Raw genomic sequence first — 25,857 nt, 5'->3', positions numbered from 1 at the left:
ATTGGGCGTAGTTTTTTATGGGTATAGATTATGGCTATGGACTAATGAATTTTAAAATCGTTCCCATATTCATGCCGAAAAAATATAATGTGTGGGGTAATGCGGGCTCAACAGGCACTTTTATGTTTTACCACCCAGCTACGGATACTTACTTAAATTGGCGGCCTTAATCAGCTTGGCTACAATAAAAAGGTATAATGATAATGTTAAAAACCATTGATAGACTTTTATAAAGTGCTTGTCGAAAAAAAATGAACTCACTCAGATTTGTTGCCAAGTGAGTTCTTCTTATGCACCTTTCAATCAAAATCGTACCTTTGCTCCTTAAACGGATCACCGAGCATTAGTTAAAGTACCCGTTGGAAGGTAAGAAAGCCTCATAAAGTGCCTCTGATCACATGTGCGAATAAGCTTATCCACTGGATATACGCGATATTATAACTAGTAAAAAATTTTCGCATAGCATAATTCCAGTTGAATAACCTTTCGCGTTGGCAACTTTAGAGGGTTATTAGGCATGTCTGCTAACATATCACAGAGGGATACCCTGTTTTACTGGTTATGTTAACATACTTTAATTGGTACACTTGAACAGGCTGCCGAAAATGTTGGCAGCCTAGTGTCGTTATGCTATCGTGTCCCGTTAGTGCAAAGAAGACGCGTCAATATATTGCTCTGTTGCATGCTCGCAGATTTGCATGCACAGCGAGGGTGGTCAGCTTCGTTAGGAATAGATCATCGGCCGGTCGATGACAAAAGTAAACAATCCGAATCTGAAGGCTAATGCGCCTCAACTCTTCGATGATGCGCTCCCATTCTTCATCCGTTCCCTCTTCGCCGACAAGCTCCTCTCCAACAAAAACCATTGAAGCCTCGGTTTCCATGAACCGCTTCACAAGCGCGCTGCGTGTCGTGACGGTTACAACACCCCCCTCCGATCTTCGCTTCTTCCAAATCCGTTTTTATGAAATTGTCCATAAATCCCACGCCGTACAGAAGACCCACCAAGCAATGCCTCACTTCACAAAGTCACTCTCTTGAGTCTGACCGTCCTTTGATACGAAGTCATCAGCTTTTCACATTTCTCTCTAAAGGCTCTGTTTCTTTTCTGAAAGCGGAATCTTCCCAGCGATCAGGCCAATATTCCGCTGATCCTCCCAACGGTAATGACAGTGCTTTTATCCTATAGCTTCGCCGATGCTGGTTTTCTCACAGCTTCTCAATTGCTTTCTTCTCACTCTGAGAAAAACCCCCATCAAAATGTACAAATAAAGCATTTTTTGAAATATGCCCCTGTGTTCCATCATCTTTTCTCTTTACTAGCATTTCATTTAAAGCCTGTGTTGCTTGTTCATTTGAAGCGTATATATACACGTTAATGTAACGCTGCTCCTTCGTTTTCAATGTTGCACTGGGGGTTAAGCTATTAAATGTTTCTTTCTCTATTGCAACTAAAGTGGAAGGAAGCCTCTCGGCTTGTAAACCATTTGAATTTAACGCCTTTATAGCAGAATCTACATTCCACTGCTGTGGAGACTGGTTACTACAAGCGCTTAAGGTAAGTATTATTAAAATAGCTACAATTATTTTTTTCACATCCATGGCTGCTCCTCTTTTGGGGATGAAGTGTATATATCGATACGCCATAATAATTGTAATTGCTTTGCCGTGTTAAACTTAGTTTACTGCGTTGGGATCTATAATAAATTTTACATCTCCACCAAGTTCTTGTTGAATCTTTTGCTTTGTTTCCGGAGATATATAATCAACTGTAAGCTCAACCGTATTATCTATTTCGTTGATGGCATTACTGATTGATTTCGCTCCGTCGGCCCTTATTAAATGCACATAATTTTCCAATCGTGATTGTTGCCCTTCAGGTCACTTTTTGAATGTTTAACTTTTCTTATTTTCAGAACATCTGAAGGTACGATTTGTTTTATTTCTTGAACCAGGCTTTTTGATACATCATCATCTTTACTAATACTAAGAACTATTTTTGGTTTGCCATTCTCTCTTTCGATATGAATTGAACCGTAGTTAGCTAGACGAGTGTCCTGACTAAATGCACCAAATTTTTGGTCAATGACGCTCAAATAGTTTTTTTGAAACTCCATCATCGTCTTCTGTTCCTGCGTCATATGTTTCCCTAGTTCTTGCTTAGACAAAGGTTTGTATGCGTAAACCTCTTTTATGTTTATTGATATACCAATGCAGGCTATACAAGCGACAACCATCGTACCAAGAAGGATCTTTGGTATTCTCTCCACCTTCTCGCCTCTCTAATTAAAATTCTTCATGTTAAATTAGACGTGAATTATCAAATTATGTTGCTTTATTTCAAAAGAAATAGGGATAGAGGTATATTGTTATAACCGGTGATCTACCTCTATATGTTTATCCTCCATCAGACTCATGAAAAAAAGAAAGTATCACGCACAGGTCAATCACGGATTTGTTCCACGTCTTGTACGTGCAAATATTATCTGTTCTATAGGAATTTTAACGTGAATAAGTCTCGCTTAATAAATCAGCAAGTTTTTTCCTTCCAAGTACGCGACAAACGGATTTATTTTGGTAATTTTCATTTGATGTATACACCTTGTTCCTTTAAGTCCTCGCATCTCCCCCTTTAATGAGTGATCACGAAGCCTTGTCTACATCGTTAAATCGCTGTCCTGTTCATTCCATTAGGAATAAACAGAACAACAACCTGCTACATCTCATTTTCGAACCATCAATATTACCGTTTCCACATGTGCCGAGTAGACAGTGAAAACAAATTTTAGTGTCCGCTGTAATGGTGTTTGCTCAAGTACATTTTTGGGGTGTGACATAAGACTACTGATGCGGTAAGTAAACCTTGGTGAAAGTACATGAACATGAACTTATAACGCCCCGATTATGGGGCTTTTGTTGTTTTGTCCAATCATACCGCTCAATAGCGTCATAAAATGAGGGAACTATTAGATTTTTTTCATTTTGGGGGTGACAGTAGCTAGAACTATGGAAAAAATAGGAAGCCATATCAAAGGTAAAAGAGTCATTGGGATAGGTGCGAGACGAATTGTATATGACCTTGGTAACGGTAATGTAAAGAAAGTTGCGAAATCAAAGTATGGGATAAAGAGCAATAAGAGGGAAGTAATCACATATCGTTCGTCTTCACCTTCTGTAAGAAAGCATCTTGCCAATATTATTGACTTTGAAAATGGATATAAATGGATAATAATGACGAGATTTAATCGGGACCTTCCGAAATCCAAAGAATATAGAAAGAAACTTTACGGACTAAGAGCAAAGTTTAGGAAAAATGGAATTATTCCATATGAGATTCTGACTCGTCAGGGCAGACCAAATTATCAAAATGTGCGTTTGAAGCAAGATGGAGAGATTGTTGTAATTGATTATGGAAATTTTAGATTCCGAGGTATAAAAGTATAGGCTCTTAAGTTACTGTACGTACCAAGAATTCATCAAAATTTTGTATGGAGCAGACGAAGGTAAACTATGCCGCGACAACAAATTGCATTTCATTCGGCACTGGGTGGGGGTCAAATAAGAAGCCGTATAAGCCCTGTAGGGCATAGCAAAAGAGCCTCCCTCTTTGTGGGTGGCTCTGCCTTTATAAGACCTTATACAGCCCCATAATGGCTTTCAGACTGTCCATTTGTGAATTGAGTGAACAGGTAAAGCCAAACTCCGTATATCCTTTTACTGGTAAACGCTTCGGCTCAGTAAAAGCTATGATAAAGGCGGCTGTGCCACACTTGGTACAATCGGAAATTAGGGGAGGTTGGGGAACTGGAAGTTATGATAGTAAAGCTGTCCGAACTTAATTAGCCGCCATACATTAAGGGAGAACTTTACCCCGTGGTGCTGTACTACTTGTTCTCAGTTCTTCTCTCTTCTTTAAGGTAAGTTCTTAGGGAAGCAAAATCTCTAGGTTTTATCTAGGGAAAATGAGCATAAGAAGGAAAAATATTTCCATGAATATCTGATTGGAGGGAAAATAAATTCCATGTACAGGGAAATATTTTTCCTTGTGGAAGGAATTTATTTTCCTTTCGCCTTGTTATTACATTGCCTTGATTCGTTCAAGGAACTAATCAAAACTCTTGAACTGACGCTCTTGCTTTTCTTCTCTTTGCGAACTCTGCACGTTATCTTCCCTAGCTTGCTGCACTTTCAATTCTGCCTGACTCTTTTTGTCTTTGAATGACCGTTCTTCATACGGGGTATGTTTGCTTCCCGTCTCTAGGTAGCGTTGGACATTATAAAGCGCATCACAATCAGCCATTAGAAATGCGGTTGGGGTGATTTTATCAGTCGGCGGATAGTTCACAAAGAACGCTTCGATGTGCTTCTTCATCGTTGGCTTTTGCATGGCTCTTTCATCGTCTCTATAATGATGCTGTAATTCCTTGATGCAATCCTCAACACTTTTACCAGTCTTTTGGCTCTGTCTAGTGCTATGATTCTTTCCAGTAACCTTCCTGTATTCTTGGAGGAAGCAAGACACGAAGTCAGCTAATGACCATGACTGAACATCATCGGGTAAAGCGGTCACAGTCGGTGAAGACTTGACGGTTTTGTTAGTCTTAGGCTTAGCTTGTCTAGTCCCTATGCAAGCCCTCCCATCGGCTTGAAGTGCATCACTAAGGTAACTGCGATAGGCTGTTAGAATCGTCTCGCGTTGGCTCTCAGCGGCGTTCTTTAGCCTAGGAGCATAACATGTTCTACGGCTTGTACGGCGGCTGTAAAGGCTACTAGCAAGCTATCCGCTTCCTGTCCTACCTGTAACTCAGTGTTGGCAATCACTTCATTTTCAATATAACTGAGTAGCACGAACGGATTATTTTCAGGACGGTCAGCGATACTGAAAACGAACTCGCCGCTGTCCCCTCTCTGCATAGAGAAGGCTTCAATGAATCCATACTGCTTCAAGCGTTCGGCGTAGTTCTTTACTGTTTTGTCATCTTTGTTCCCGAATAACCTCTTTAGAAGGAGTCTCGACATGGCAACTTTTGTTGGAACTTGGGAATGGGCGGTATTAACCCGATTCATAATAAGTCCAAGCAACTTCAATGAATCCCCTGTTAGGCGGCTACAACATGCTACTTCATTCGGAAGGGAGTAGAATCCGTTGTGGTATAGTATGAATCTACCTGTCATTACCTTCGCCCCCTTCTGTGAATGTATTCTGTAACGGCTGAGCGGCTTATCATGTAAGAGCAGGTCTTACCCTCGCCAATCTTAACAGTTGTCAAGCTGACGTGCTTGTATCGCTCTCAGAATCGTTCTTGGGCTTACTCCTGCAAATTTGGCGGCTTCTTTACGACTCAATATTTCTTTCATATCCTGTTCCCCCTTGTAGTGGTATAAGCTTGATAGGCTAAAGAAGCAGGATGGGGCTTACGTCTGTTGTGGTTACGTGAAACGAGGGAAGGCGTTCTGTTCTTCCCACATCATCGGCTATAATACGTTACTCGCGGCGGTGAAGAATGACCTAAAGGAACTGATTGGCAGTAACGTCAGATTGGACAGGCTATTCGATGCTGTGAAAGGGAATGTTGGTCTAAAACAATCCGCTCTAATCAAAGAGTTACACAAGCTGAATAAGCAACAAGAACAGTTAGAGAAGAATGTACAGGGACTTATCACCCTCTTCTCTAATCAGGCTCTTACCCTTGAACTGGTTACCGCCCAAAATCAACGTATTCAGGCAGAACAACAAGCCCTTGCCAAACGTAAAGCGGAACTGGAATCCATTCTCGAAACACAAAAAGACACGGAAGAGCAATTCCGTGCCTTTCAGAAGCAAATTGCGTTGTTTGCACAGCTTGACATTGATGATGAGCAAGTTCTAAAACAATTGCTTCATCAGGTCATTCATAAGATAGAAGTCCATCAAGATGGCTCTATCAAGATTCACTACAATATTGCCCACCCTCAGGGAATGGGTGAATTATTGCAGGGGGCTTAGTCGGAAGCCCCTTTCCATTTAAGTAACACTGTCACCTCCACATGTGTGGTTTGCGCAAAATTGACAACCTATCGATGTGGCAGTATTCGCTTATCATTTATACAGTTCGGTACACCGCAACCATGATCTCCGCCGCACATAATAATAATTTCTCAGAACATGGTAAATTCCAACACAATGCCGCCGCTGATAATATTTATACTTCAATCTTTCCAGTATAAAATTTATTGATTAGAACTTCATCTACACTATTTATTTCATCTCCGATATGAATTGTTTTGTTAACCTTAATATACCTATTAATATCAAATAGATTCAAATTCAAATTCCTCTTTGTATAAAACTCCTTAAGAATTTGTATCTGAGGAGGGGAATTTAAAAACTGAATTGTATTTTCAACTGTTATCTCTCCATTATAGATGTCAAATTTATCTGTATACTCCCTTTTATAATCTCCGTTATTAATCAACATTAATGAAGGAGGTTTCCTATCTATAAACATTGTAAAAGCAGATTCATCAATTATATGGACTCCATTAATATGCATTGGTGTTCCAATCATGGAGGTAGTTAATAAAATACGATGGGTATTCTTTATAATAAAATCATCGTTTAATTTGAGTTGTTCCTTAACTAGACTAATATTACTACTGAAAAAATCAGCTATTCTGTTTAATTGGAAAGTTTCCTTATATAATTTATATATATGATTTGCATGCTGTCGTGTTGTAAATGGCTGCACATGAGCCTTACACTCTACGAAAAAAATATCATTCTCGATCATAAAGGCTACATCACATTCATACTCTGTCTCATCAGTTTTTTTATATAGTCTAGAGTTTCTTATCTTATTTATGTTAAAACCTGCTTTTACTCTATTTTCAAAACCTTCACCTTTAAAATCCAAATTAACATTGCTGTTAAGAAAATTAGAAGCAAGGGCCCTTGCTACATCAACATTCGCAGTGAGTGATGGCAGAACTACTAATTGGTCATCAACGGGAATAAACGGACAATCTACTAGATCTTGTGATTTATTATTAAAGGTGAAAAAATCCATTATGACACTAAATTCAACACTAGAAAATCCATTATTTTTGTAAAGCTCTTTCCACATTTTTTTTGTTTTGCTTATGCAAACCTCCTTTAATTTATGACTATTTTTTTTCATGTTTCTGTTTAAAAAGTTTTTACTCTCTTTTATTAATAATTGGTATGCATCAATCCATTTCGATAGTTTTATATTCTCCACTTTTTCTTCTAAAGTTGGTGATCCAAAATACAAAGCTGCAAATAGATATGTCAATCGATCAGTTGTCTCAGAAAGAATATCTTGTCGTTGATCCTCCTTTTTTATTTTAGATACTATTTCACCTAGGGCACTCATTTGCCAACCTTCTCGTAGATTATTAAATCTATCATTTGATATTAAATTATTTAGTTCGAACTCAGTATCTAGTATTTCTAAAGAGGTCCGCCCGTTCGAGTTTAATGTGATATCTAAATTTGAGTATTTCCAATACTCTAGAAGATCATTTATCTCATTCCAATAAGAGCTAAAGAAAATATGACTTTTTGATACCTCTAGAAATAATGGATTAATAGATTTCTTACTTCCGCTAAATTCGTAATCTTTAAACATAAAGTATTTTAAAATCATACCTGAAGACTCAATTGCAGTATCCCATAATGCAGTTTTCTGATTAAGATTATAACTTTCATGCGCATCACTATTTAATAAACTTAGATAGCCCTCTAAAGATAACAAATAAGAAACAACTTGATACTTATAGTCCATTTTTTCAAATTTATTAAAGAAGTCTGTTCGCATTTGATTAAAGATACCTATTATGTCTTCAAGATTGGAAGATTCAGTAATTAAAGCATCTATTTTTTCTTTTTCTTCAATAGTAACTTTAGATAGTAGCTGCTTAATCAAATCATTAAATATTTTCCCATGTTTTTTGCTGCCGTAAAGGTTCACAGCAATACCAGAAGCCTTTAAGATTCCAATGACTACTTCGATACCGTGAGATTCTAATTGGTTCTCTATGAACTTTATTAAGTTATCGTATCCTTTTTTTGCTTCATTCTCTGCTTTGTAAAAGTTAAATCTTTCAGGATTTGAAAATATCATTCCTATCTCTCCTCAACGATCTCTAGAAAGAACTTATTTCACTGAACCTATAAAAATCAAATTCCCTCAGCATATTGCTGCTTGTACCGTTCACCAAATCTATTTTCGACAAGTTTCTTCAATCCCCTTCCATTTCCTGAATATTAATATCTTTCACTTCTGCCCTACAGTATCTGTACATAAGGAAAGCCTAAGCGCTGACTCCACTTAGGCTCTATCAATTATAATGAAAGGTAAAAGCTAATCTGAAATACTACTTCCTTACGAGCGGCACACAACACTCCACATGTGCCGTATGCGGAAACATTATTATCCGTCCAAAACTTCATTAGTTCGTGTGCGTATCGTGTATTCAGTTCTTCTCAGTCTCCCACTAATCAACAAAAAGAACTCACTCAGATCTATCGCTGAGTGAGTTCTTCTTATGCACCTTTCAATCAAAATCATACCTTTGTTCTTTGAACGGATCTCCGTACATATGGTACCCATTACGCTCCCAGAAACCTGGCTTATCCTTCTCCATAAACTCAATTCCGCGAAGCCATTTGGCGCTCTTCCAGAAGTAGAGGTGCGGAACGACCATCCGAACCGGATATCCATGCTCCGGAGTCAAGAGTTCTCCGCCGTGCTTGATGCCGAAGAAGCTGGTTTCGCGCAGGAAGTCAGCTATCGGCAGATTCGTCGTCCAGCCCTGCTCAGCGTGCAGCATCACGTACTGCGCCTCCGGCTTCAGCTTCACCCGCTCCATGATCGTGGATACAGCAAGGCCTTCCCATACGTTATCCAGCTTAGACCAAGTGGTTACGCAATGGATATCGTTCTTGAACTCCTGCCGCGGCAAAGCCATAAACTCGCTGTAGCTGATGGCGGCCTCTTCCTCCACCAATCCGAAAATGCGCAAATCCCACTTACTCATATCCCTATAATAAGGTACGCTGCCATAATGAAGCACCGGAAAGCCGGCGGTCAGCGTTTGGCCGGGAGGGATTCGGTCCGCCTCCGAAGCTCTTCCTTGTGATGGTTGTTCGAAGCTCATTTGTTTCACTCCTTTTCATTAATTGGCGCCATATCACCTGACGCAGTGGGCAAGGTAACTTCAATCGTCGTTCCTACATTGATTTCGCTTTCGATAGTAATTTTTCCTCCGTGATGTTCGATGATTTTGTGACTGACCAAGAGCCCAAGTCCAGTCCCGGATTCTTTGGTAGAATAGAAGGGCTCGCCGATCAGTCGTAGCTGTTCCTTGGGTATGCCGCACCCTTGATCGCTAATGCGAACGATGCCTTGTGAGTCGCCCCCCGATTTCAGCTCAACGTCGATTCGGCCGCCCTCTGTCATCGACTCCATTGAATTCTTCAAAAAATTAATGAATACCTGTTTGATCTGACTCCGATCGCAGAGAATCATTAGCTTCCCGGCGGGCTTATTCAAACCGATTTCAATGTCTTGGAGCATCGCTTGGGCTCCAAGGAGGAGCACCACATCATGTAAAATGGCGGACAAGTCCGCCCTTTTCATTTGAATCGCTTGCGGCTTGGCCAGCATCAACAGCTCGTTGATGATCAGCTCAATACGTTCCAGCTCCTCTAACATGATGGGCAAATATTTGCTATGATATTCCACCGAACGACTCATGAGCTGAACGAAGCCCTTCAAAGCCGTCAGCGGGTTACGAATTTCGTGAGCGACACCGGCAGCGAGCTGGCCGGCAATCGTAAGTTTCTCCGATTTGAGCAGCAGCTCGTCTTTACGCTTCTGATCCGTAATGTCCTTGGCAATAATGTAACATCCCACCTGCTTGCGGCTTACAAAGATTGGAGCAGGCGTCACCAACAGATCAATGATGCCCCCCTGCCTGTGGCGAATTTGGATCTCGGCGCTGTTGAAATAGCCCTCGGACTTGATTCGCTGAATCAGCTGCTTCGCCCAATCAGCTTCTTCTTTGGTGGTCAGATCCGTATAATGCATACCGATCAAATCCAGTGCCGTATAACCGGATATTTGTTCTGCAGCCGGATTGACGGAAGTAATAATCCCGTGCATGTTCAGGGAAATGACCCCATCTAAGTTGTATTTTTTTAGCGATATGTATCTGTCCACGCTTTCTTCCAGCATTTGAAGCATCAGCTTCTGGTTCGTAATATCCTGGACCGTTCCATGAAGCTTGCCCTCTTGGCGTTTCTCGTTCCTCGTGGCGACTCCTTGCATCCGAATATGTTTTACTCTGTTATTCTTCAGAGTGACCAAGCATTCCAGATTAAAAGGGCTTCCAGCCAAGGCCCCTTGGATAGCCGTATAGACCGCTTCCCGGTCTTCCGTATGGATCAGCTCCAGAAAATTCCCGCAAGTCCCGTCAAATGAAAGCGAATTCGATTCAAAAATACGATACGTTTCATCCGAGAGCGTAAACCTGTCTGCGGCGATGTCCCATTCCCAACTGCCGAGGCCTGCAATACGCTGCGCCTCCGCCAAGCTGCGTTGGCTGTTCCTCAGCGCTGACAGCATCTGTTCGCGTACCGTGATATCACGTGCGACGTATATCGCTTTTTGCCCAGTTCCGTTTGCATCCCAAATGCTCTTTACCGTCACTTCAAACCAGGCATACCTTCCGTCTTTTCTACAGATGCGGCAATTAAAGCGTTCCTCGTCCAACGTTTTTTCCCTGCTCAGCAACCAAACATCCTCAGGGTGCAAGAATTCTCTCACATGCCTTCCCAGGATATCCTCTGGTTTGTAACCAAGAAGCTTCCACAGCGCTGCAGGAGAAACATAGCGGAATATCCTGTCCACACCGTAGCCGATAATGTCTTTACTATGCTCCGATATCAGTTCAAGCAGTTCGGCAATCTCCGGATGGGGAGCCTTGACTACTTGATCCCTTGGCGTTTCGCTTACGAACACGTGTACATAGCGCTTCCCCTCCGGCTCACCAGGAATCAGTGAAACCTCGATGGAGACTCTCAGGGAATGACCAAGCTTATGAATATACCGTTTCTCGAATGGCTGAGAATGCATCGAACCCGACAGCAGAGAAAGGACAGAAGCATCCGTAACGGGCCGATCACCGTGAAATGTAATGTCGGGTTCCTGCATCTTCAGCAGCTCTTCATCCGTGTAGCCTAACAATCGGGTGAAGGCTTGATTCACTCTGATAAAGCTTCCGTTTAATGAAATCACCGCCATACCGATCGGTGCAAAAGCAAAACTGTGTTCAAACCATTTGTTCTGCTCCATGGATAAGATCCCTCCTCCACAAATGAACCCCGTGAATGCGACATCATGTTAAAATTACGGGTACAGCTGCTTTATCTTACGATGTTCATGAAGTGCCCGGTTAGCGTAAACCACCCGGCTTCCGTGACTTCTAAACGAGGTGAGAACAAGCTCTATCCATCCGAAGAGCTCTCTAAAGGAATTAAATCGCATTCCATCTATCGAAGGCTAATGGGATATCCCATTCCTGTAAATTAAAATTTCGGTCTGGAAAAGAATGCAACCGTTTTTCTTCGCAAGCTTGGCTTGATCCAAAGAAGTGATTCTATAGCCATTACCCCCAATCCTAACCCGACAATCAATGTTCATTACAAAAATTTTACATTTATGAAGCTGTTATACCATTTCAAAGGCGAATAGCATTATGATAAGATAGGAATGCCTTTTTTGCCATTCATCATTTCATCATTCTGGGGGAATTCCGTGTGACGTCTAAGTCCAAAATGGGTTGGCTCTGCTTATCCATTATAGCTTTTGCCGGGTTGCTGGGCTTTGCGATTTATTATGAATCAGCTATATATTTATACGCAGCAAGTGCACTTCCAGTTGTGATCGTTCCTCTGCTGCCTGATATGATCAAGAACCAATATGCGGACGCAGTCCCCAAGAAAAGCGTACGGTTCGTCAAGCTGACGGTCGGCGGCGATCCGATACTGGCCATTTCGTTCACTCCCGGTTTTATCCGTTGGAACCGTGGAACCGGCAAGCTGTTTTTTCATTTGAATCAAATGAGCGAGATACCGGAGCTTACCGGAATTCCCGATCGCCATCAGGGAACCAAGGAAGCCTCATTAACCGTACTCCCTTTTGATTTGTCCCTGCATCCCCGCAAGCAGGGCTGGGTCGGTATTGATCTATGCCAGCTCGCGCAACGTACGGGCAGCTTGCCATGTACTACAAGTGAAGTGACGCGGCTCCTGATTCGCATGAGCGACTTGGAAGCCGTAGCTATGCAGCTGTTGTCCTCGTCCGGATTACCCTCTGGCGCAGACAAGCAGCAGCAAGCGTAGGACTCACCCGGTAACCGTGCCGAAAGTCAGAAATAGCGGATTGCAAGAAGACTTCACCCTCGTGCTTTGACCCCCGGAAAGACGGGATTACAGCTGATGAAGCGCTTATTGAATCCGCTATTTTTTGTAGCCATTCGCTCTTTAATCCTATATCTCTTCTACCTTTGAAAAGCCGCACAGATAGTGCCCCAATGTCCGTACCATCGCTCCCGTGCCGCCCTGCGGCTCCGGACCCCGTTCGCTCCACAGCCACGCCGTGCCCCCCGTATCCAGATGCACCCAAGGGGTCGTTCCCGCGAAGAAGCCGATGAACAAGCCGGCGGTAATGCTGCCGGCCCAACGATCCTTGGACGCGGCATTCTTGATATCCGCTACCCGGCTTCTCAGCATGTCATGGTATTCCGGATAATTAGGAAACGGCCATACCTTCTCTCCCGCCTGCCGCGCATAGGACAGCAGCTCCTGCAGGAACGGCTCGTCGTTGGACACCGCGCCGGTGGCTACATCGGCGAAGCTTACGAGCACCGCGCCGGTCAGCGTGGCCACGTCGATTAGCCGGGTAGCTCCCAGCGCTTTGGCGTACAGCACGCCGTCCGCAAGCACAACGCGTCCTTCCGCGTCCGTGTTCAAAATTTCCACCGTCTGTCCGTTCATGGCGGTGATGACATCGCCCGGCTTGAATGCAGAACCGGATGGCATGTTCTCCGCGGCGGGAATGACAATAAGCGCGTGAATCGGCGGCTTCAGCCGTCCCAGAGCATGAATGAGACCTAGCAGCACCGCGGCGCCGCCCATATCGCTGATCATCTCCTCCATCCCCTCCGGCTTCTTCAGGGAGATCCCGCCCGTATCGAACGTAATCCCTTTGCCGACGAGGCCGATGACATCGGCGTTCTCATCATCCGTCCCACGGTAGCGGACAGCGATCATCCGCGGCGGGTTGATGCTTCCCCCGCCAACAGCGGCCAGGCCGCCCATCCCCTGCTCGCGAATGCCGTGCTCATCGAGCACCGTACATTCGAGCCCGTAGCGGGCGGCTAAGGTTTGCGCTTCGCGAGCGAGCGTATCCGGCAACAGATAGTTGCCGGGCAGGTTCGTGAGATCGCGCGCGTAATGCGTCGCCAGAGCCATGGCGTACGCGGATTCCAACGAGCGGCGCAGCCCGGCGCGCTCGTCCACAGTCGCCCTGCCGCACAGCAGGGCGACCTCCTTGAGCGCGGGCGGCGCCGCACCGCGCGAAGCGGCGAAGCTCGGCATGCGGTAGCAGCCGAGCCAGAGCCCCTCCGCGAGCGCAAACGCTAGCTCGCGAACGGCCGCGCGCCCGGCGCGCGGCAGCGGCGCCGCAAGGCGCTCGAGCCCGTGGCCGAGCGCGGCGCGGGCCGCATAGACGCCGGCATCGCGCCAGGCGTCTGTGCCTTCGGCGCGGGCGGCTTCGCCCAGCCCGCACAAGAGCAGGGCCTGATAGCCTGGCATCAGGCCCAGTGTGGGCAGCGCCTCGGTCTCCCCGAGGCGGCCCGTAAACCGCCCTCGCGCCGCAAGCTCGCGGACTGCGCGGACAACCTCCGCCGGCACCTGCGTACCGGCAGAGGTCGTCCACGCGTCCGACTCCAGCGCCTCCCGCGTGATAAACACAGCGAGTGCCTCTGGGGCACCCTCGACCTCTTCGCCGTACGCATCTGCTTCGTTCTCGACCCCCGGCCCATCCCATACGGGATAAATCCTCAGGCTGATCTCTTGTGTCACATATCGATCAAGCGGTTCCAATTGGTTCATTCCTCCATCCCCACGGGCACTTATTCCCGCAATCCGCGGTTTACTCCTATTCTCAGCCGCTTAACCGTAATACCCGGCCGCCTCCATCACCATTTGCCGCATAGGCAATTGATATGGACACTGCTGCTCACAAAGCGGCTTGTCCTTACAAGGCTCGTAATCGGCACAAGATAATATGTTATCCTTATTCGTCTGGTAAAATTCGTCACCCTTCGGCAATAACCCCAACGTCTTGCGGATCTGACTGGAGATCATCACATCAGGAATCTTAATATCTAGCGGACAGGAACAGTAGTTGCAGCGCCGACAGTTATGGCTCCCCAGCTCCGCAGCCAGGTCTTCCAACTCCCGTCGCTCGTCGTCTCCAATTTCCTCGCGGATGGCAGCCAGGTTCTCCTTGACCTCATCCACACTCACCATACCCGAAAGCACAACGTTCACATCTTGACTGTGCGGGAAACGCATCGCCTTAGATACAGGCTGAATAAATCCTCCTGACAGCGGTTTCATCGCTGTTTTGCCCATATGCAGTTTGGTTGCCTCGGGGATAAGCTCATTCAGCGAAAAGGGCTGCGCCAAATTCAAATGAAACAGCACTTGATCGAACTGTCCTTTGACGATCCACTTCGCAAGCAAATCCGGCCGGTGTCCGGTGATGCCGATGTAACGCACATGTCCTTTACGTTTCATCTCCAGCGCCGCTTCATACGACCCGCCTTCGTTCATCGCCGATTTAAACTCCTGAACCGTATTAACGTAATGAATCTGAACCAAGTCAATAACGTCGGTCTTCATTCGTTTCAAGCTGCGCTCCATATCTTCCATCGCACTGGCGTAATCCCGGTTCTTCGTCTTCGTCGCCAGAAAGTATTCCGAGCGGCGGTGTGAAATGCTCTCCCCGATAATCTCTTCACTGTTTCGATAGCCTGCCGCTGTATCGATATAATTAATCCCTTCATCCAGCGCGTAATTCAGTGCCGCCTTGGCTTGCTCGAAAGGCACTCCGGGTAGATTCATCGCCCCAAACCCGAGCGAGGATACGCGGTGGCCCGTATGGCCGAACATCGTATAACGCATCGCAGATTCCCCCTCTATCCTTGCATCGACACCTTGAGCCATGCTCTTTATGCCATTATATTACGACACCCGGTAAAAAAACAGTCTGCAGGAAATCTCATTCCAACAGACTCATACGTACCCACAGAATCATTTTATCTCCTATCTCCCTTCAGTCCCGTTAGCGCTTCCGAAGCCTTGGCATGCCTTCTCTTATACGCTACCACCATTTGTCATCCCATTGACTTGTACTTTTCCATATCATACTAGGATGTGAGTAATTAAGGGGCCAACCCCCATTTATATCGGTCATCCGGGAAAAAACATAACAGCCGGCGCGCGCTGCACCGGCTGTTACGAAGGCTACGGTCCAGCGTTAAAGGCATCCGTATCCGTGCTCTTCATTCTATTGGCGTTCATTAAAGAGGGGTAGGGTGAGCGAGCGATGCCAAGTTTTCGTCCATTCCCCGTTGTCGTTTCGCAGCGCTTGACGTTCAGAATTTGAATCTTCTCTCGAGTCTCGTTCATCGTCCCGATTCTTGCGATCGTCTTCCCTGTCCTTCTCATTTTCCTTACGCTTGTCCTCTGCTTTTTCCCGCTTCTCCTCTTCCTTTTTTCGCTTCTCCTCGGCCTTCTTTTTCTCATCTTCAAGCCGTTTGCGAAGGTCTTCTTCCTGCTTCTTCTTTCTCTCCTCGTCCTTCTCGCGCTGCTCTTCTTGCTTCTTGCGCGCCTCTTCTTCTTTTTTCTTCTGCTCTTTTAAGCGCTTCTCTTCAGCCTCACGGCGGCGCTCCTCTTGGCTCTTTCTGCTATCATTGTTGCTGCCGGAACTCCACTTACCGTCGTCGTCACGGTCGTCCCTATTATCTCCTTGATGCCCGGTGCCTGTTCCTCTGGAGCCAGGTTGTGTTACAGACGGATTAATTGAACCTGGCCTGACATTGACCGATCCGGAGTTCTTTGAATCATCGTCATCTTTATCATCATCCCGGTCATGATCTCTGCCATTATTTCTATTGTTCTCTCTGTCGTCATCACGATCATCGTCATCGTTGTCATCATCTTTATCTCTGTTGGTTTTCCCTTCGATAGACGGAACCGTCGACTTCTTCTCATCGGTCTTGAAGTCATTATTGCCCTGTCGGTTTTCCGTGTTGTTCCTGTTCTTATCGGCCTGTTCCCGATTTTTCAGCCACTCCTGGAGCCTCTTATCCAGCTCCCCCGATTTTTCTTCCTCAACCAACTGTTTGATGGCTTCCTTGGTCGGAACACGGTCGGGTGCCATGATTTGAGCCACTTCCGGGTTTTCTTTTGAAATGTTAAGCACAGATTTTGTCTTCAGCTCGTCAAGGGTAACAACAGCACCGCTGCTTTTTGCATTCAGGTACACCGTATATTTACCCATGGACACGCCGTTCTGAGCGGCGGCTTCACGAACTTCCTGAGGTGCGGCAAAAGAGGCTATCTGGTAGGATTCTACTTGCGTCGGATGCGATGTTTGTATGTATTCCGTCACCTGGATGCGCAGCTTCTCTGCAATCTGCGTGTCGCTGACCTTACCGCTAGGATCAATTACGGTGCTGGCTATAACGATTTCGGCCTCCCCTTTGGAGAACGCCGTTTGTTCAGCACTGCTCAAAATACCAGCCGTCACCGTCTCCAGCGGCTTTTGCTTATAATCGACCGCTTGTATCAGCTGCTCGCCATCTTCATTCAAACCTCGAAGCTCAAGCACTCGCTCCCGTATATCGATGCCCATCTCCACGCTTGGGTTAATGTCGATCGATATATAAGCGACCACCTCCGGGCTTCCGAGTTTGCCCTGAAAGCTCGCGAACAGCACCAAACAGAACACCACGGCTGCCACGATGGCCGAACGCCCGGCAACAGACGGGCTCCTCCAATTAAGGCCTTCATCGGCATAGGTGATTTCATCGCCGATTTCGCAGCTTCTTTTCTTTCGGGCTACCCGCTGAAACCGTCCGTCCGAACGCATCACTATGATGTTTTTATCCGTGATTTCCATCACGATTCCTTTATTCATTCGTGTCCCCCCCTTCTTCCGAGTCGCCTCTGATTTGTAAATAATCTCTGAGATATGGATATGGCCCGATATAGATCAGAGCTACAGCAATAATAAACTTGCGGTTGCGTTCCAACGTCTTGCGCGACACCTGCACTTGATCCAGCAATTCCTTAATGGGAAGCATTCGCTTTGACAGCATGGTCTGCATCAGCCCCGCATCCTCGGACAGCTTCTTCGCGATCCCAAAGAGCGCCTGACGTGAATCGTCATGCTTTGGTGAAGCGTCGACCAGATCGGCAAACCCGATTCCGAAATCGGACAAGGAGCGGTTTAACTCGATGATTTCACTACGTCGCTCAAGGCTTCCTTGCTGCTTCTCATATTGTTCAATGGCCTGGTGAATCTCGATGGGATTGACGATATTGTCTTCCTCGTCCTCCACCTCGAACGTGCTGTAAGGAATCTGCTGTGAGAACCGCTGCTCCTTGCGGACATAATCGATAAGCCGACGGCGGATCACCTGTTCAGCAAAACCGAGAAACGAACGTCCTGCCTGAGGAGAAAATTGATTGATCGCCTCATTAAAAGCTCCGAGCGCAATGCTGAACTCATCGTCCCGGGACGGATCCACATATCTTTTACAAAATCTGCTCGTCACCTTGGCAACATACGGCTGATAATCCGTAATAAATTGGTTGCGAAGGCGTAAATCACCCTCTTGAATACGAATTACGATTTGTTCCGGCGCTTGCTTTTCCGCGGTTTCCGGGTGGGGAGACTGGCGTTTTCCTAAAAATTTCTTAAATAAAACGAGCAGCAATCGTTCCACCTCACACTATAGATTTTTCGCTGATTTTCTAACGATTACGGGGGTAAGCTCCGCGCTTCCCCTCCTAAATTTTCACAATCATTTGAATACTGAAGTTTTGGACCTTCAGGCACCCCGAAAACAAAAAAACGTCCCTTCTCGAGCCGCATATTACTGCGGTTCGGCCCCGATGGCTTGGGCTGCATTCACTATGCGGCCGTAAGCGCCGCTCCAGGCATAGGAGCACAGGCCGACAAGCGGCCTTATGCCCCTGCCGGGAGGAAGCGGGCTAATGAAGGGACGTTATGTTTAATACGGCCTAGGACAGGCCTCGCATGGTTTTTTTGCTCTTTAGCTTATGCTGCCGCTGGCTAAGTACGTTCAGCCGCTTCTTCAGCTGTCGTTCCCATTCGGCGTCCCCGATTTCTTTGGCCACCATAAGAAGGTCCAGAGCCATGTCGATCTGACTCCGTACGACCTCAAGCGGTTCCTCATCGTCGTTGTTTACGCAATTCTCAAAAAGATTGGACGGATCTTGGCCGTCTACGTATTCCCCAAAATCAACTTCAGGAGCACCGTCGCCGTGCGCGTACTCGGCTAAAATTTCATATTCGTTCTCTACGAGATGGTGCACTTCCACACGGTGGCACACTGGGCAGAATAGTAGAGGCACATTGTGAATATGCGTTCTTATATGCTTTAACGTCCCTTTCGTTCCCAACATGCTGGCACCGCAGCAAAAGCTCATCGTGTTCGCCCCCTGATCCCTATCCGAAGTTATCTCAACCTATATCAATTCGCGTCATATTCGTTAAAAGACAAAATACACATGTGGGTATCCTAAGTTGTATTCGACCAAAGGATACAAAAATCCTCTTTTTTCTTTTAGATGAAAGCCAGTTAATTGTTACCTATCTCATTCATTCAAGCACTCGTGTTCCAGGATTTGGCTAAGCGCGAAGTAATGAGTACTTATTCCAACTGTATGACAGGAGACCGAACATTTATGTTATAACGTGGGCAGACCAAGTCTTTTGCTTTCCGCTGACGACTTTCCGTGGGGATGTTAAATACGTATCAAAATGCATTCTAAATGCTGGGCAGTCAGCATAAAGTAATGTATCGATTTCTACAACGATAAATCCGCTGCCGGCACGCTGCAAGCAGACGGATTTTTCGTTCTTAGCCATGAAAGGAGAGATGAGCATATGAAGCTGCTTCCGATCGGCTCGAAGCAGATCGCATTCGTGAGATATGATGACCAAGCCTCACAAATGCACATTCAGTATCATACGGGTCAAACGCTCACTTGCAGTGGCATTAAGCCGGATCAATATCAATCGCTGCTGCAGTCCCCTAACCGGTACGATATGATCATGAAGCTGACAGGTGATAAAAGATTTTTTCCCCCACACACATAGCAGACGCATACGGCATAACATAACCAATCAAGACTTCACCCAATCTCCACTTGGCTGGCTCCGGACATCGAAATAGATGTGCCCCGGCTGCAGCTTCGGGTTGGAGATTTTATTTTGCCTGTATACGCTCTAGAAAACCGGAAATAATAGGTTGATAGGTTCGAAGTCCGATCACACCCTGAAATTTTGCATAAAGTGCGCCGGTATCCGTTATCATCGTTTTTTCATGGATTGACCGGATTGCCATAAAAAGGTACTCTAAAAAGATAGATTGCATTCTGGATAGAGAAGGATGTGGGTAGATTGCCAAGACATTTAGTCATCGGGAACGGCAAGTTTTTGATCAACTTGGATCGTCATACGTATATGCGCGATTTATACTATCCTTATGTAGGCCAATTAAACCACGTCAGCGGCTATCAGTGCAGAGTCGGTCTGTGGGTAGACGGCGCATTCAGTTGGCTCGCCGACCCGGAGTGGAATATTGAACTTTCGTATGCAGAGGATTCGCTGGTCACCGAGGTCAAAGCCTCCCATTATCATCTGGGAATTACCCTGCTGATCAATGACGGTGTTCACCAGCGTGAAGATATTTATTTGAAGCGTGTGCAAATTCATAATCATTGGGACAAAGTGCGCGAAGTCCGCATGTTCTTTAATCAGGATTTGGTCATTAACGAGACCGAAGTCGGCGATACGGCAGCCTATTATCCGCAGAACAATACGGTGTTTCATTATAAAAAGGACCGCTATTTCATGTTTAACGGGCAGACGGGCAGTGAAGGCCTGTTTCAATATACGACAGGGGTCAAACGGTTTTACAACGCCGAAGGGACTTGGCGGGATGCGGAGGATGGCCATCTGATGGGCAACGCGATTGCCCAAGGCTCCGTTGACAGCACGATTAGCTTCCGACTGCATGTTCCCCCGAATTCAGAGGAATCCCTATATTATTGGATGACCGCGGGCAAAAACCTGGAAGAGGTCAAGAAGCTCGACGCTTATGTCAAAGAAAGCCATCCCGGCAAGCTCCTAGACCGGACCAAAATTTACTGGCAGCGTTGGGTGAACAAATCGGAGCTCGATTATGGCAACCTGAGCGAAGCCTGTATTCGCCTCTACAAGCAAAGCCTGCTGATCGTCCGGACCCAAACCGACGTGAACGGCGCCATTATCGCGGCTAACGACTCCGATATCATGCAGTCCAACCGCGACCATTACAGCTATATGTGGCCAAGAGACGGCGCACTGATCGCCTACGCCATGACCATGGCAGGCTATCAAGGAATGATTACCCCGTTCTTCCACTTTTGCGCGAACGGTCTATCGCCTGACGGCTACTTGCATCACAAATACAACCCGGATGGAACGGTTGGCTCCAGCTGGCACCCTTATCTGAACGGCAGCAAATTGCAGCTGCCGATTCAAGAGGACGAAACGGCCCTCGTGCTGTTCGCGCTGTGGCAGGATTATGTAAGGCACGGCGATATCGAGCTTCCGCAATCGCTGTACCGCACGCTGATTCGCCGCAGCGCCAGGTTCATGTCAAGCTACATCGAGCACGACCTGAATCTGCCGAAGCCGAGCTATGACTTGTGGGAGGAACGTTACGGGATCTTCACGTTCACCGCATCCGCCGTATACGGCGGACTCATCGCTGCGGCCAATTTCTGCAGCTTGTTCGGCGACGAAGAACGAGCGAGCCGTTACCGCCATACGGCTGAAAAAATCAAATCCGGCATCCTGAAGCACTTGTACGATGAGGAAGAAGGTCGTTTCGTGCGCGGTTTGGTTCTGGATAACGGCGAATGGGTCAAGGACAAAACGCTCGAGAGCAGCGTCTACGGCATCTTTGAGTTTGGAGTTCTACCGGCCGACGACCCGCGTGTAGTCAAAACGATGGAAGCGAACCGCGCCGGGCTGACGATCAAAACCGAAGTCGGCGGCGTCGCCCGCTACCATCATGATTATTACTTCCAACGTTCTTCCGATATCGAGAACATCCCGGGTAACCCTTGGATCATCTGTACGCTGTGGATCGCAGAATGGGAAATCGAATACGCCAAGACGATGAAGGGTTTGGAATCGCCCCGCCGCACGCTCGAGTGGGTCGTCCGGCACGCGATGGAAAGCGGCGTCCTGCCGGAGCAGCTCGATCCCATTGACGGAGGTCCGGTATCCGTCGCCCCGCTCACCTGGTCCCACGCAACCTACGTGCTGGCCGTGGTGAAATATATCGAGAAGTATAAAAAGCTGAAGGCCTCGCCAAAGACCTAACGATAAAAACCGGATTCGAAGGGCATCCCCAAGAATCCGGTTTTCATTGTTTCATGGTAAGTTCCCATTCACTCCAGCAGTAACAAATTCACATAGAAATAAAAAAAGCAACCCACCTTTAGGCAGGTTGCTTTTTACTCATGCACGTAGGTCTTTTCGTACTTGTCTGCATCCCACAACCGTTCCAGATCAGACGGGTCTTTCAACTCCACTACGATCATCCATCCCTCGCCGTAAGGCGACATGTTGATCAGTCCCGGATTATCCGCCAGCTTGCGATTCACCTCGATGACTTTGCCGGATACCGGCGCGTAGAGCTCCGTCACTGTCTTCACGGATTCCATGCTCCCGAACGGTTCCCCCGCCTGCAGGTCGTCCCCTGCTTCCGGCAGCTCCACAAACACGATCATACCGAATTCCTCTTGAGCAAAATCCGTCATGCCGATGATCGCACGCTTACCTTCTACCCGTACCCATTCATGGTTCTCGCTATATTTGAGTCCCTGCAAAACTTCCATTCCTGATCCCAATCCCCTTTACGCATATGTAGTAGAAAACCCTCAGACCCGCCGGGGAGGCAGCTGAGGGATCTATTTCAATCTAAAAGACGATTACTTCGCAGTCAGATGCTTGTCGCCTTTTTTCCAACCTACTGGGCACAAACCGCCGGATTGCAGCGCTTCGAGCACACGGTAAGTTTCTTCAACGCTGCGGCCAACGTTGTTATGATGTACTACTTGATACATCAATTCGCCTTCTGGGCTGATGATGAACAGGCCGCGGAGCGCGATGCCTTCTTCTTCGATCAATACGCCATAGTCGCGAGCGACTTTCTTCGTAAGGTCGGAACCGAGTGGGAAATTCAGCTTGCCCAAGCCGTTTTGGTCAACTGGTGTGTTGATCCATGCGCGGTGGGAGTGAATGCTATCTGTAGATACGCCCAGAATTTCAGCATCAACAGCTTTAAATTGATCAGCTGCATCGCTAATTGCCGTAATTTCAGTCGGACAAACAAATGTGAAATCGAGTGGGTAGAAGAACAGTACGAGCCATTTGCCATTGTAATCGGACAAAGAAACTTTACCAAATTCTTGGCCGTCGCCCGATACTGTTGCCATTGTAAAATCTGGTGCCGGTTTGCCTACTAAACGTTCTGTCATATCTGAATAATCCTCCTTGGAAATTATTAATTGATAATAGTTATCACGTTATAAATCGTAACATCTTGCCCTACATAAAGTCAAGATTGAAATCATTGTTTTATTATAATGATTATAAAGTATCACATATTATACATATTTTTCTCCATGTACAGAAAAACTCTTAAGAAATCAAGTTTCTCAAGAGTTTATCTGGCTGACAAGCTGTATATTTTACTTGCGGATCGCGTTTACAATCAATTCACCCATCGCAGTTGTGCCGATCGCTTTGCTCTTGTCCACAGCAATGTCGCCCGTGCGGTGGCCAGCGTCCAACACTTCCTTCACGGCGCGCTCGATGGCTTCCGCTGCATCATGATAACCGAACGTCAGTCGGAACATCAAAGCGACAGACAGGATGGTCGCAATCGGGTTGGAAATTCCTTGACCTGCAATGTCCGGCGCAGAGCCGTGTACAGGCTCGTACAGACCGAATGCACCTTCGCCCAGAGAGGCAGAGGACAGCATCCCGATAGAGCCAGTCAGCATTGCCGCTTCATCACTCAGGATGTCTCCAAACATGTTCTCCGTCACGATGACGTCGAAGCTTGATGGACGGCGCAGAAGCTGCATAGCACAGTTATCTACAAGCACATGCTCAAGCTCTACATCCGGATAGTCCGGAGCGATGCGGTTTACCGTCTCTCTCCACAGACGGGATGTTTCGAGTACATTCGCCTTGTCAACAGACGCAAGTCTCTTGCTGCGGGTCCGTGCGATCTCGAATGCTTGTCGGACAATGCGTTCCACTTCGGTTACATTATATACGCAAGTGTCCACCGCTTCTTGGCCGTTCTGACCCTCGCGGCGAAACTTCTCGCCAAAATAGATGCCGCCGGTCAGCTCGCGGACAACGATCAGGTCCGTACCTTCGAGCACCTCAGGCTTCAGCGTGGAAGCATCCTTTAAACAGTCAAAAATGACCGCAGGACGAATATTCGAGAACAATCCGAGTGCTTTGCGGATGCCCAAAAGTCCCGTTTCAGGACGAAGCTCCTTCGGATTGTTATCCCATTTTGGACCGCCGACAGCACCTAGCAGTACAGCATCGGACTTTTTGCACATCTCGAGCGTATCTTCAGGCAGCGGCGTTCCTTTCTCATCAATCGCGATTCCTCCGAACAAACCGTGTTCAAACTCAAAACGGTAGCCGAACACTTCCTCTGTTTTGTTCATAACCTTAATTGCTTCCGCCACAACCTCGGGGCCAATACCGTCCCCGCCGATTACGGCAATTTTTTTCACGTCTGCCATCGGTTACATTCACTCCCAATCTAGTTCATTATATCTTTTGTAGCATACTTTCCTCTGTTTTACAAAGATATAAAATCTATCATATTGATAGGTATTAACTATAGTCCTTCCGTTCCCTTGCTCGCTGCACTGAGGCATGAGGGCGGTCGCGTGTCATTTGTTCATTTTCACAGTTGTCACAGGGCTTGGAAAGGATTAAAATGAAGCTTATACTGTGACTTTACTTCTTTTTAATATGAAGGAGCCTTACGCTTATGAACTATCATTTTTCAGATACGATTGACAGCTTTAAATCTTCAGCCGTGCGTGAAATTCTCAAGCTGACGCAGGGACGCTCGATCATTTCGCTCGCCGGAGGACTCCCCAACGAGCAGTATTTCCCGCTTGAAGCGGTGCGCGATGCATTCTCGCGCGTGTTTGAGCAAGGCGGAAAATCCGTTTTGCAGTACGGTCTTACCGAGGGCTACACGCCGCTTCGTGAGAGCATTTCGAAACATCTGGAGCGCAAAGGCATCAAAGCCGGTATAGAGAACATGCTGCTGACCACGGGCTCTCAGCAGGCGATCGATTTACTGACTCGAATCTATATCGACCCGGGTGACGTTATTCTGGTCGAAAAACCGACTTATCTTGCTGCCATTCAAGTGTTTCAATCTCACAAAGCCAAGCTCGTTTCCGTAGATTGCGATGACGACGGAATGAATTTGGAGGATCTGGAGCGCAAAATTAAGGAACACCAACCCAAGATGGTGTATGTTATTCCAACGTTCGCGAATCCGACAGGCAAAGCGTGGAGCTTGGAGCGCCGTCAAGGCACGCTGAACCTCTGCAAATCAAACGGCGTGCTCATTCTGGAAGACGACCCTTACGGAGAGCTGCGTTTCGGTGACGCCGAAGCCTTCCCGTCCATCTATTCGCTAGACGACGGTCCGAGCGGAGGAGCGGTCATGTACACGAGCACCTTCTCCAAGATCGTGGCTCCGGCACTCCGCACCGGATGGGTTGTCGGCGACGAGAACGTGATCCTCCATATGACCCGCGCGAAGCAGGCTGCGGATCTGCACTCCAGCACCATGGACCAGCAGGCACTGCACGAGCTATTCCAGCAGTTTGACTTATACGCGCACATTGACCTGATTCGGACGCAGTATGAGTCCCAGATGCGCAAAATGGTCAGCTTGCTGCAGGCCAAAAACTGGGAGGGTGTACACTGGAACGAGCCGAAGGGCGGCATGTTTATCTGGGTGGAGATGCCGCAAGGGGTCGATACGCAGGAGCTGCTCAAGCTGGCCGTCGAGGAAGGCGTCGCCTTCGTGCCGGGAATCAGCTTCTTTGCGGACAATCCGCAAACGAACACAATGCGCCTGAACTTTACTCACACCAACAGCGAGGATATGACCCTTGCTTTCGACCGGCTTGACCATGCGCTGCAGCGCATGAAGACCGCCGCCGCACACTGATAATGAATGCCCGTCCGGAAAGCATCTGAAACCGGACGGGCTTTTTCGTTATTGCAGCGCCGCCGCATTGCATAGCCTGTTCTTTCGGTTCCTGTTAACGACCTCTCACGCCTTATCTTCCCCCATACGCCTTATACAGTGATTTTACGCCCCTAAGGCAGTGATTCGTGGCCGCGAACT

General features: G+C 47.0%; 21 protein-coding genes. 6 read left to right on the top strand and 15 right to left on the bottom strand.

Translation table 11 applies throughout. The features are described from left to right. Nucleotides 1-1,209: 1,209 nt before the first annotated feature. A complete protein-coding gene (locus JOE45_RS19115; protein ID WP_210022826.1) occupies nt 1,210-1,602 on the bottom strand; it encodes a hypothetical protein in 393 nt (130 codons plus the stop codon). Between the two features lie 236 nt (nt 1,603-1,838). Then, nucleotides 1,839-2,270, bottom strand: a complete 432-nt coding sequence (locus JOE45_RS19110; RefSeq protein WP_210022827.1) for a hypothetical protein — start codon at nt 2,268-2,270, stop codon at nt 1,839-1,841. A 736-nt stretch (nt 2,271-3,006) separates the two neighbouring features. Between JOE45_RS19110 and JOE45_RS19105 the strand changes: the two genes are divergently transcribed. Further along, nucleotides 3,007-3,444, top strand: coding sequence for a hypothetical protein (locus JOE45_RS19105; protein WP_210022828.1), 438 nt, complete (start codon nt 3,007-3,009; stop codon nt 3,442-3,444). 661 nt (nt 3,445-4,105) lie between these two features. Here JOE45_RS19105 and JOE45_RS19100 read toward each other — a convergent pair. Next, nucleotides 4,106-4,387 carry a hypothetical protein gene (locus JOE45_RS19100; protein ID WP_210022829.1) on the bottom strand — a complete coding sequence of 94 codons (282 nt, stop codon included), beginning with the start codon at nt 4,385-4,387 and terminating at the stop codon, nt 4,106-4,108. A 329-nt stretch (nt 4,388-4,716) separates the two neighbouring features. Next, complete coding sequence (locus tag JOE45_RS19095; protein WP_210022830.1) at nt 4,717-5,175, bottom strand: hypothetical protein; 459 nt, start codon at nt 5,173-5,175, stop codon at nt 4,717-4,719. 364 nt (nt 5,176-5,539) lie between these two features. On the opposite strand from JOE45_RS19095, the gene JOE45_RS19090 reads away from it, so the two are divergent. Then, nucleotides 5,540-5,986, top strand: coding sequence for a lipocalin-like domain-containing protein (locus tag JOE45_RS19090; RefSeq protein WP_210022831.1), 447 nt, complete (start codon nt 5,540-5,542; stop codon nt 5,984-5,986). Between the two features lie 196 nt (nt 5,987-6,182). Here the strand turns inward: JOE45_RS19090 and JOE45_RS19085 are convergent, their stop codons facing one another. The 3 genes from JOE45_RS19085 to JOE45_RS19075 all read right to left on the bottom strand — a co-directional run bounded on the left by JOE45_RS19085 (nt 6,183) and on the right by JOE45_RS19075 (nt 11,357). Next, complete coding sequence (locus JOE45_RS19085; protein WP_210022832.1) at nt 6,183-8,123, bottom strand: hypothetical protein; 1,941 nt, start codon at nt 8,121-8,123, stop codon at nt 6,183-6,185. A 433-nt stretch (nt 8,124-8,556) separates the two neighbouring features. Then, a complete protein-coding gene (locus tag JOE45_RS19080; protein WP_210022833.1) occupies nt 8,557-9,159 on the bottom strand; it encodes a sulfite oxidase-like oxidoreductase in 603 nt (200 codons plus the stop codon). Between the two features lie 5 nt (nt 9,160-9,164). Further along, the gene (locus JOE45_RS19075) at nt 9,165-11,357 is read right to left on the bottom strand and encodes a PAS domain S-box protein (RefSeq protein ID WP_210022834.1); all 2,193 of its coding nucleotides are present in this window, start codon (nt 11,355-11,357) and stop codon (nt 9,165-9,167) included. Nucleotides 11,358-11,821: 464 nt separating this feature from the next. Here JOE45_RS19075 and JOE45_RS19070 point away from each other — a divergent pair, with 464 nt between their 5' ends. Further along, nucleotides 11,822-12,406: a hypothetical protein gene (locus JOE45_RS19070; protein WP_348632559.1), complete on the top strand. Its 585-nt coding sequence runs from the start codon at nt 11,822-11,824 to the stop codon at nt 12,404-12,406. A gap of 147 nt (nt 12,407-12,553) precedes the next feature. On the opposite strand, the gene JOE45_RS19065 is transcribed toward JOE45_RS19070, so the two are convergent. From JOE45_RS19065 to JOE45_RS19045, 5 genes are all read right to left on the bottom strand, one after another. Then, nucleotides 12,554-14,179, bottom strand: coding sequence for a leucyl aminopeptidase (locus JOE45_RS19065; protein WP_210022835.1), 1,626 nt, complete (start codon nt 14,177-14,179; stop codon nt 12,554-12,556). 60 nt (nt 14,180-14,239) lie between these two features. Further along, the gene (locus JOE45_RS19060; RefSeq protein ID WP_210022836.1) at nt 14,240-15,256 is read right to left on the bottom strand and encodes an aldo/keto reductase; all 1,017 of its coding nucleotides are present in this window, start codon (nt 15,254-15,256) and stop codon (nt 14,240-14,242) included. Nucleotides 15,257-15,641: 385 nt separating this feature from the next. Next, entirely contained in the window at nt 15,642-17,276 is a 1,635-nt protein-coding gene (locus JOE45_RS19055; RefSeq protein WP_210022837.1) for an anti-sigma factor domain-containing protein, read from the bottom strand. After that, nucleotides 17,269-18,078 (bottom strand): RNA polymerase sigma factor SigI, encoded by an 810-nt coding sequence (sigI, locus tag JOE45_RS19050; protein ID WP_210022838.1) that lies wholly within the window; start codon nt 18,076-18,078, stop codon nt 17,269-17,271. The genes JOE45_RS19055 and sigI overlap by 8 nt, the downstream gene beginning before the upstream one ends. Nucleotides 18,079-18,385: 307 nt before the next feature. After that, nucleotides 18,386-18,814, bottom strand: coding sequence for a hypothetical protein (locus JOE45_RS19045; protein ID WP_210022839.1), 429 nt, complete (start codon nt 18,812-18,814; stop codon nt 18,386-18,388). 460 nt (nt 18,815-19,274) lie between these two features. On the opposite strand from JOE45_RS19045, the gene JOE45_RS19040 reads away from it, so the two are divergent. Then, nucleotides 19,275-19,487 (top strand): KTSC domain-containing protein, encoded by a 213-nt coding sequence (locus tag JOE45_RS19040; protein WP_210022840.1) that lies wholly within the window; start codon nt 19,275-19,277, stop codon nt 19,485-19,487. Between the two features lie 303 nt (nt 19,488-19,790). After that, nucleotides 19,791-21,764 (top strand): glycoside hydrolase family 15 protein, encoded by a 1,974-nt coding sequence (locus JOE45_RS19035; protein ID WP_245247074.1) that lies wholly within the window; start codon nt 19,791-19,793, stop codon nt 21,762-21,764. Nucleotides 21,765-21,898: 134 nt separating this feature from the next. Here the strand turns inward: JOE45_RS19035 and gcvH are convergent, their stop codons facing one another. From gcvH to leuB, 3 genes are all read right to left on the bottom strand, one after another. After that, complete coding sequence (gene gcvH, locus JOE45_RS19030) at nt 21,899-22,282, bottom strand: glycine cleavage system protein GcvH (RefSeq protein ID WP_210022841.1); 384 nt, start codon at nt 22,280-22,282, stop codon at nt 21,899-21,901. A gap of 93 nt (nt 22,283-22,375) precedes the next feature. Next, a complete protein-coding gene (locus tag JOE45_RS19025; protein WP_210022842.1) occupies nt 22,376-22,924 on the bottom strand; it encodes a peroxiredoxin in 549 nt (182 codons plus the stop codon). 213 nt (nt 22,925-23,137) lie between these two features. Then, entirely contained in the window at nt 23,138-24,217 is a 1,080-nt protein-coding gene (gene leuB / locus JOE45_RS19020; RefSeq protein ID WP_210022843.1) for a 3-isopropylmalate dehydrogenase, read from the bottom strand. 254 nt (nt 24,218-24,471) lie between these two features. Here leuB and JOE45_RS19015 point away from each other — a divergent pair, with 254 nt between their 5' ends. Next, nucleotides 24,472-25,677 carry an aminotransferase-like domain-containing protein gene (locus JOE45_RS19015; protein WP_210022844.1) on the top strand — a complete coding sequence of 402 codons (1,206 nt, stop codon included), beginning with the start codon at nt 24,472-24,474 and terminating at the stop codon, nt 25,675-25,677. The last annotated feature ends 180 nt before the right edge of the window (nt 25,678-25,857 follow it).

Origin of the sequence: Paenibacillus sp. PvR098, from assembly GCF_017833255.1 — a bacterium.
In the GTDB taxonomy this organism is placed as follows: domain Bacteria; phylum Bacillota; class Bacilli; order Paenibacillales; family NBRC-103111; genus Paenibacillus_G.
This window is presented reverse-complemented; position numbering and strand designations above follow the sequence as displayed.

What these genes read in the sequence shown, in the direction of transcription:
- JOE45_RS19115 (WP_210022826.1), bottom strand. Translation starts at nt 1,602, where the DNA reads ATGGATGTGAAAAAAATAATTGTAGCTATTTTAATAATACTTACCTTA.
- JOE45_RS19105 (WP_210022828.1), top strand. Translation starts at nt 3,007, where the DNA reads ATGGAAAAAATAGGAAGCCATATCAAAGGTAAAAGAGTCATTGGGATA.
- JOE45_RS19100 (WP_210022829.1), bottom strand. Translation starts at nt 4,387, where the DNA reads ATGCAAAAGCCAACGATGAAGAAGCACATCGAAGCGTTCTTTGTGAAC.
- JOE45_RS19095 (WP_210022830.1), bottom strand. Translation starts at nt 5,175, where the DNA reads ATGACAGGTAGATTCATACTATACCACAACGGATTCTACTCCCTTCCG.
- JOE45_RS19085 (WP_210022832.1), bottom strand. Translation starts at nt 8,123, where the DNA reads ATGATATTTTCAAATCCTGAAAGATTTAACTTTTACAAAGCAGAGAAT.
- JOE45_RS19080 (WP_210022833.1), bottom strand. Translation starts at nt 9,159, where the DNA reads ATGAGCTTCGAACAACCATCACAAGGAAGAGCTTCGGAGGCGGACCGA.
- JOE45_RS19075 (WP_210022834.1), bottom strand. Translation starts at nt 11,357, where the DNA reads ATGGAGCAGAACAAATGGTTTGAACACAGTTTTGCTTTTGCACCGATC.
- JOE45_RS19065 (WP_210022835.1), bottom strand. Translation starts at nt 14,179, where the DNA reads ATGAACCAATTGGAACCGCTTGATCGATATGTGACACAAGAGATCAGC.
- JOE45_RS19060 (WP_210022836.1), bottom strand. Translation starts at nt 15,256, where the DNA reads ATGCGTTATACGATGTTCGGCCATACGGGCCACCGCGTATCCTCGCTC.
- JOE45_RS19055 (WP_210022837.1), bottom strand. Translation starts at nt 17,276, where the DNA reads ATGAATAAAGGAATCGTGATGGAAATCACGGATAAAAACATCATAGTG.
- JOE45_RS19045 (WP_210022839.1), bottom strand. Translation starts at nt 18,814, where the DNA reads ATGAGCTTTTGCTGCGGTGCCAGCATGTTGGGAACGAAAGGGACGTTA.
- JOE45_RS19040 (WP_210022840.1), top strand. Translation starts at nt 19,275, where the DNA reads ATGAAGCTGCTTCCGATCGGCTCGAAGCAGATCGCATTCGTGAGATAT.
- gcvH (WP_210022841.1), bottom strand. Translation starts at nt 22,282, where the DNA reads ATGGAAGTTTTGCAGGGACTCAAATATAGCGAGAACCATGAATGGGTA.
- JOE45_RS19025 (WP_210022842.1), bottom strand. Translation starts at nt 22,924, where the DNA reads ATGACAGAACGTTTAGTAGGCAAACCGGCACCAGATTTTACAATGGCA.
- leuB (WP_210022843.1), bottom strand. Translation starts at nt 24,217, where the DNA reads ATGGCAGACGTGAAAAAAATTGCCGTAATCGGCGGGGACGGTATTGGC.
- JOE45_RS19015 (WP_210022844.1), top strand. Translation starts at nt 24,472, where the DNA reads ATGAACTATCATTTTTCAGATACGATTGACAGCTTTAAATCTTCAGCC.